At 51.6% G+C, this 7,128-nt stretch carries 4 protein-coding genes; 3 read left to right on the forward strand and 1 reads right to left on the reverse strand.

Annotated elements, in window-relative coordinates; translation table 11 throughout:
* The first annotated feature begins 9 nt into the window (after positions 1-9).
* On the forward strand, positions 10-1,530 hold the full coding sequence (gene exaC, locus AC4IFB_RS09960) for an acetaldehyde dehydrogenase ExaC (RefSeq protein ID WP_490780083.1): 1,521 nt from the start codon (positions 10-12) through the stop codon (positions 1,528-1,530).
* A 254-nt stretch (positions 1,531-1,784) separates the two neighbouring features.
* Here the strand turns inward: exaC and AC4IFB_RS09965 are convergent, their stop codons facing one another.
* Positions 1,785-3,020: a helix-turn-helix domain-containing protein gene (locus AC4IFB_RS09965; RefSeq protein ID WP_490780084.1), complete on the reverse strand. Its 1,236-nt coding sequence runs from the start codon at positions 3,018-3,020 to the stop codon at positions 1,785-1,787.
* Between the two features lie 262 nt (positions 3,021-3,282).
* Here AC4IFB_RS09965 and AC4IFB_RS09970 point away from each other — a divergent pair, with 262 nt between their 5' ends.
* Positions 3,283-5,133: a sigma-54-dependent Fis family transcriptional regulator gene (locus tag AC4IFB_RS09970; RefSeq protein ID WP_490780085.1), complete on the forward strand. Its 1,851-nt coding sequence runs from the start codon at positions 3,283-3,285 to the stop codon at positions 5,131-5,133.
* Between the two features lie 165 nt (positions 5,134-5,298).
* The coding region (locus AC4IFB_RS09975; protein ID WP_490780086.1) for a methyl-accepting chemotaxis protein at positions 5,299-7,128 on the forward strand (1,830 nt) is incomplete at its 3' end.

Genomic DNA, 7,128 nt, shown 5'->3' on the forward strand with positions numbered 1-7,128 from the left:
AGAACAACCGTGTTATATGCCAACCCCAACACCGAAGGCGCGGTAATCAACTTCAAAGAGACTTACGAAAACTTTATCGGCGGCCAGTGGGTCGCCCCTGTAAAAGGGGAGTACTTCGACAACATCTCCCCAGTCAACGGCAGACCCTTCTGTAAAATCGCCCGCTCCACAGAAGAGGATATCGAACTTGCTCTGGATGCTGCACATGCCGCCCGTGAAGCCTGGGGCAAGACATCCCCTGCTGCCCGGTCAAATATGCTGTTGAAAATTGCTGACCGTCTGGAAGCCAACCTGGAAGCATTGGCCATCGCTGAGACCTGGGACAACGGCAAAGCAGTACGGGAAACCCTAAATGCCGATATCCCCCTCTGCGTAGATCATTTCCGCTACTTTGCTGGCTGTGTACGCGCCCAGGAAGGGAGTATTGGTGAAATCGACGAACAGACCATTGCCTACCATTTTCATGAACCACTGGGTGTCGTCGGCCAGATCATCCCCTGGAACTTCCCAATTCTGATGGCAGCCTGGAAACTGGCGCCAGCCCTGGCAGCAGGTAACTGCGTAGTGTTGAAGCCTGCGGAGCAGACACCCGCATCTATCATGGTACTAGTCGACCTGATCCAGGATATTCTACCGCCAGGTGTACTGAATGTGGTCAACGGTTTCGGTCAGGAAGCAGGTAAGGCTTTGGCAACCAGTACACGTATCGCCAAGATCGCCTTTACCGGCTCTACACCTGTCGGCTCCATGATCATGAAATACGCCGCAGATAACATCATCCCCTCAACCGTTGAACTGGGCGGTAAATCGCCCAACATCTACTTTGAGGACGTGCTTGACCAGGAAGATGACTTTGTCAGTAAGTGTGTGGAAGGCGCAGTACTGGCTTTCTTCAACCAGGGAGAGGTCTGTACCTGCCCTTCACGCCTATTGGTGCAAGAGTCGATCTATGAGAAGTTCATTGAAATGGTGATTGAGCGAACCAATCAGATCACCCGAGGCAATCCACTGGATACCGATGTCATGGTAGGCGCCCAAGCCTCCGAGGAGCAGTACAATAAGATCCTCGACTACATTCGCATCGGTCGGGATGAGGGTGCCCAAGTCCTCATTGGTGGTGACACTGAGTCTATGGATGAAGCACATAGCTCTGGCTACTACATTCAGCCTACCCTGCTCAAAGGCAGTAATGAGATGCGCGTCTTCCAGGAGGAGATCTTTGGCCCGGTGGTCTCCGTCACCACATTTAAAGATGAGGCTGAAGCACTGGCCATCGCCAACGACACCGAATTCGGACTCGGTGCTGGGGTATGGACCCGGGATATGAATCAAGCCTACCGAATGGGACGTGGTATCGAGGCAGGTCGCGTCTGGACCAACTGCTACCACCACTACCCAGCCCATGCCGCCTTTGGTGGCTACAAGAAATCCGGTGTAGGCCGGGAGACCCACAAGATGATGCTCGACCATTATCAACAGACCAAGAACATGCTGGTCAGCTATGATGTGAACCCATTGGGTTTCTTTTAAACCTTAGTAGCTCAATATTTCTGCAGTAAAGGTGGGGCAGGGCCCGAATGGCACTTACTTAAGCCGTTTTGGTGGGGCAGGGCCCCACCCTACCGTTCAATTCAGGGCGTTGGGTGGCGCCCGGCCCCACCAAAATAGCTTGGTTACCTCAGAAAATTCTCGTTCTACGTAACAAATCCCCTTAAGTAAGTGCCATTCGGGCATGGCCTCTCCTTCACCGCAGAAATAGCTGCTAATCAGCAGCAGCTTAACGCTCAAACCTGATTTGCTGACATAATCTCATAGAGACGTTCTCGCACAAGCTCACTACCTGATGTACTGCGACAAAGCTTGTCCATCAGCATCGTGGGATCCTGACAATTTCCAAGCGCCTGACTCATCACCGCATCAATACAGTGCCGCCACTCCTCCAACTCTGGTGATGCAGAATCAGGCAACAAGGCGCCACGATAAAGAGAGAATGCCTCACCACTACTCTTCCTTCGTAATGCTTGCCAGATCTCAATAAAGTCACCCCATACTGAAATTTGTAAACGGTAGGGACGTGAACCTATTTTGCCATCCAGCAGACGACGCAAATGCGATAGTTCGGCTTTCAAGGTCGACAATGAAACCGCCGTATCGCCATAGAGCGCGGCATGAAATGTTTCCAGACTCAATCCTCTGGCATTCAGCGCCAGAAGACAAAGAATCTCTATCTGCCTCAGTGGTAGTCGAAGCTCTCTGCCACGAAACAGAACTTTGGGTTGCCCTAACGCATAGATCTCAAGTTCAGCTTTGGGTTGGTTGTCAGACAGTTCCCCAGCAATAGATCGTGCCAGCTCTGCAACTGCCGCCTCTCCCAAGGGGGTGTGTTGTTGCCACAGAGTTGAGATCGACAGAACGCCAGCACACCCCCCTCCGTTCGGGTAGCTGATTGGCGCCGCATAGGAGACCCAGTCGTGCGCAAAAGGCTGAAAGTGCTCAGAAGAAAACACTGTAGTGGGACGACACAACGCCAAACAGAGCCCGATTGCATTGGTCCCCATGGCCTGTTCATGCCAGTGACTGCCTACATTGAAGTTGATTCGATCTGCCCGCTGCCGGATTCGCTCACCAGCATGTAGCCAGATCAATCGCCCATTCGGATCGGCAATTGATGCAACCAGATCACCCTCCTCAGCCATCTCCACGATAGCGCTTAAAGAAGACTCCGCAGCTCGACCTATAAAGGATTCCTGCCAATAGCGCTCTGCACAGGCCCGGTCATCTCCAGGGGCGTGCAATTGAAATGTCTCAACATCACCTACGCTACGCTCCCAGGAAGCGAGGATATCCTCTTGCAAGCCATGCGGTTCAGCCAGTGGCTGGCGATTTCGGAATCGACGCCATTGAACAGCGGTCGCATCCCTGCGTCTGGTAAGGCTCTCACTAGGAGTGCTGTTGTGCTCAGAGAGCCGATGATTTTCATAGACATCAGATCTCTCCACTGCTATAGCAGGGTTAGTCATACAATCCTCCGTTTATCATTTTAATATCGATAGACTGCTGGCATACGGAATGGCAGTTTTCATGCCAGGCAAATGGAGGAGGAGCCTGCTTATTGGCATTTAATACTGATAGATCAATTAGTTACTAGACTATTGGGCGAATTTCACCAGAACGTCTACACTCATAGCTCACTTAATTGACAATCCCAGCCAAGTGATCTGTCGCAATATGCGACACCCTTGCTGTCGCGCCACACAGCGCAGACGCGGAGAAACACCGACAATGACAAAGCACAAAGCCCTTGGAGCCGACACCACTACCGCACGTCAGCTCTTTTTCGAAAAGGGCCAGAACCCTGCAGGCTTGGTGCCTGAAGTTATTGCGCGCTCATGGCAACGATGCGCACAACGGTTGGATAACAGCCAAACTTCTCCCCCATTGCGAATCGACAGTAACCAGCTCAATGAACGTCGGGAAAAAATGGCGCGATTACGGGATGTTGCCCAACCCGAAATGGACGCCCTGGCTGAACTGGTCTCCGATAGCGATAGCCTGGTACTGCTGGCGAATGATGAGGGGCTGATCCTGGATGCCGCTGGTGGTCTCAATTTTTTGCGTAAAGCCCAGCAAGTTTACCTCCAGCCAGGGGTACACTGGACTGAACCCGATCGAGGAACCAACGCCATTGGTACCGCACTGATCGAAAAAAATCCTGTGCTGGTTCAGGGCGGTCAGCACTTTCTCGATGCCAATACCATTTTGAGTTGTGCCGCTGCGCCAATCGTATCGCCACAAGGGGAGCTGCTGGGTGTACTTGATGTCTCAGGTGATTCTGAACACATGCACCGTCAAGCCCTCGGTATGGTGCGACTTGCCATCCAGATCATCGAGCACAGATTAAGCAGCAGCAATGCAGCTCCGGGTAGCCTGCTTCGGTTTCACCATCGACAAGACCTGCTGGGCACACATCGAGAAGGCATACTGATTTTGGATGACAACAAGGTTGTCGGCGCAAATCGAATTGCCCTGCAGTTACTCGATGCCGACTGGCAGAGACTGATCGGCAGCAACGCTGGTCAATGGTTGCAGCTTCCTAGTTACAAGGAGAGCATCTCCAGCCAAGGGATGAAATCCCCAAGAGGGCAGATCTTCCACAGCAAAATAAACCATCGTCAAACACTACAGGTAGCCACCAACAGCCCCAAAGCCGCATCACAGGATCAGCACTATTTCGATGCAACCACATCAGATCTTCTGCATAAGGCACGGCGAGTTCTGGATGCCGGAATCCCGGTACTGATCCAAGGTGAGACAGGGGTTGGCAAAGAGGTTTTTGCCCGTCGCCTGCATGCCAGCAGCCAACGTCAAAGCGGGGCATTCGTAGCAGTCAATTGCGCCGCCCTACCGGAAACCCTGATCGAATCAGAGCTGTTCGGTTACACCAGTGGTGCATTTACCGGCGCCCAACGTAGCGGTATGCCTGGCCGTGTAAGGGAAGCTGATGGCGGCATTCTTTTTCTCGACGAAATAGGCGACATGCCCCTCAACCTTCAAGCCCGTCTACTGAGGGTGTTACAGGAACGCCAGGTCACACCTCTGGGTGGAGGACAACCGATTACAGTCGACTTTGCCCTTCTCTGCGCCACCAACCACGACCTACCTATGCTTGTGGATAAAGGCGAGTTCCGTGCAGACCTCTACTACCGAATTCAGGACTTCACCCTTCAGCTGCCCCCCTTGCGTGAAAGGGAGGACTGTAAGCAGATAATTGAAGAGATGATGCGCATGCTTGGGGGTAGTGAAAAAGAGCTGACCTTCAGTGAATCAGCAGTGGCCGCCCTGGTAAATTATGATTGGCCAGGCAATCTGCGCCAAGTAACCAGCACACTGCGCACATTGATTGTGCTCAGCGATCCGAAACAGACCATTGACCTGAGCCAATTGCCGGGTGAGATACAAAAGCCCCGCATAAACACTCGGACAGATAAAACCGACCTCAAGCAACTTACCCGTCAGGCCATCGAAAAGGCACTCTCAGAGAATGGAAACAATGTCAGCGCCACAGCACGTCAGCTTGGCATCCATCGCAGCACACTCTACCGACAAATGGCAAATTACAACGACCAGGCTTAAGCCCATGGAAAGCAATATATTTTTTGCACGAAACAATTTTAAATTCACTCCCACACGGCTATCTCAATAGAGAACAATCTAAAGGAAAGGTTACACAGGCCGAAAAGCTCAACAGTTAACAGCTGTTAACAATGGATATCTTATAATTACAAAGCGGGGCTTGTTATGGGGCGAATCAACGTCGGCACCAAAATCGCAGCTGGATTCGTTACTTTGGTCCTGGTTTTACTGGTTACCGGTGGCACCAGCTACTGGATCATCAATTCCCTTTCGATATCCCTTGCCAATATCACCGGCCCGGTATGGGATGCCATGGCAACCACTGAAGCAGGCATCCGTGCCGTTCAAAAGGAGCTGATCGCTGTAGACTCTGTATTATTGGGAAACGCTAGCGATCACACAAAAATTGAACAAGCCAAAGATGAAGCTCAGGTAGCATTAGATAATCTGATCGCCAGCAAGCAGGTTGAAGCAGGTGTAATCAACGACCTGAAGACCCGAATGCAAAACTTCTCCGCTACCCAGGGCCAGCTCATAAAACTTCATCATGACTATCTGCAAAGAGAGCAGGCACTAACTCAAAACAGTTCAAGTTTTCTTGATTTCCTGGTCGATGTGGAACGCATCTCCAGTGAAGAGATGATGCGGCAGGATATGAATGCCGAGAGTGGCTCTGAAACTGATGCCGATGCAGTAGATGAACAAGAGAGGTGGGCTTCGATCAATGCAGCTGGAGAGTCAAAACTTGCGCTTCTGAGCCGCCTCGAACTCTATCGCCGTTTCAAGGAAGAGAGTGACACAAGCGACATCATCTCCCGCATCAATCTACTCCATGAAGATTTGGCCTACGCCATTGAGACCATTGGCGAAGACCCCCTATTCGAGCAACAGGTCAAAAACGGAAAGTTCGACGGAAAGCCATTCAAGCAAGCACTGGTTAGCCTGACGCAGGAGCATAAGGCACTTTTACAAGCAGTGATGGAAGATCACAAGAAGATGAAGACGGCCCGTCAAGCCTATTCAATCGCGGCTGATGAACTGATGCAGATTGGCGAGCAACTGAATCAGCAGATCCGTCAGAAGGTGGAAACAGAGAAACTGGATCTCAGTGACCTGGTTGAAACTGGCTATCAGATCTTAATACTTGCGGTGATTCTTGGCGTACTGATATCCATACCAGTCTACTGGATCACAGTTCGAGCTATTGCCGGACCTATCCGCGAAATTCACAGACAACTCGAAGCCATCTCCCAGGGAGACGGTGATTTAACAGTACAGTTGCAGATCAAGAGTCAGGATGAAATCGGTGATCTGGCCACTGCCTTTAATCGTTTTGTAGTCAAGCTGAGAGATATGGTTGCAGGACTGCAAGTCTCCACCCATCGCTTGCTTGAGACCACAACTCAAATCACCGAGGTTTCCACTCAGACTGGACGGGAGGTTGAGACTCAGCGCATGGAGGTAGAATCAGTCTCCACTGCCATCAATCAGCTATCCAGCAGCTTCAGGGAGGTTGCTGACAACACCACCCAGGCCGCACAGAGCGCTGAAGAAGCCGACCGGGAAAGTGGTAATGGCAAACAGATCGTCCTCGATATGGTATCGAAGATAAAAAATGTAGCCGAAGAGGTTGACCGTGCAACCGCAGTGATCAGTGGCCTCGGAGAAAACAGTCAAAAGATCGAGAGCGTACTTGATGTAATACGAGGCATCTCCGAGCAGACCAATCTACTGGCCCTCAATGCAGCCATCGAAGCGGCCAGGGCGGGTGAACAGGGCAGAGGCTTCGCCGTAGTAGCAGATGAAGTACGCAGTCTTGCAGCGCGTACCTATGACTCCATCAGTGAGATACAGGAGATGATCGACCAACTCCAGAGTGGCGCTGCAGATGCAGTTGAGGCCATTCAGGATGCCCATCGAATTGCCGATGCCAGTGTCGCACCTGCAGAACAGGCGGGAGAGAGTCTCAACCAGATTACAAAAACCATGGCTGAT

The organism is Candidatus Thiodiazotropha sp. AKIB8 (assembly GCF_058244675.1).

Coding starts and splice junctions, on each gene's coding strand:
- AC4IFB_RS09970 (WP_490780085.1), top strand. CDS start 3,283: ATGACAAAGCACAAAGCCCTTGGAGCCGACACCACTACCGCACGTCAG.
- AC4IFB_RS09965 (WP_490780084.1), bottom strand. CDS start 3,020: ATGACTAACCCTGCTATAGCAGTGGAGAGATCTGATGTCTATGAAAAT.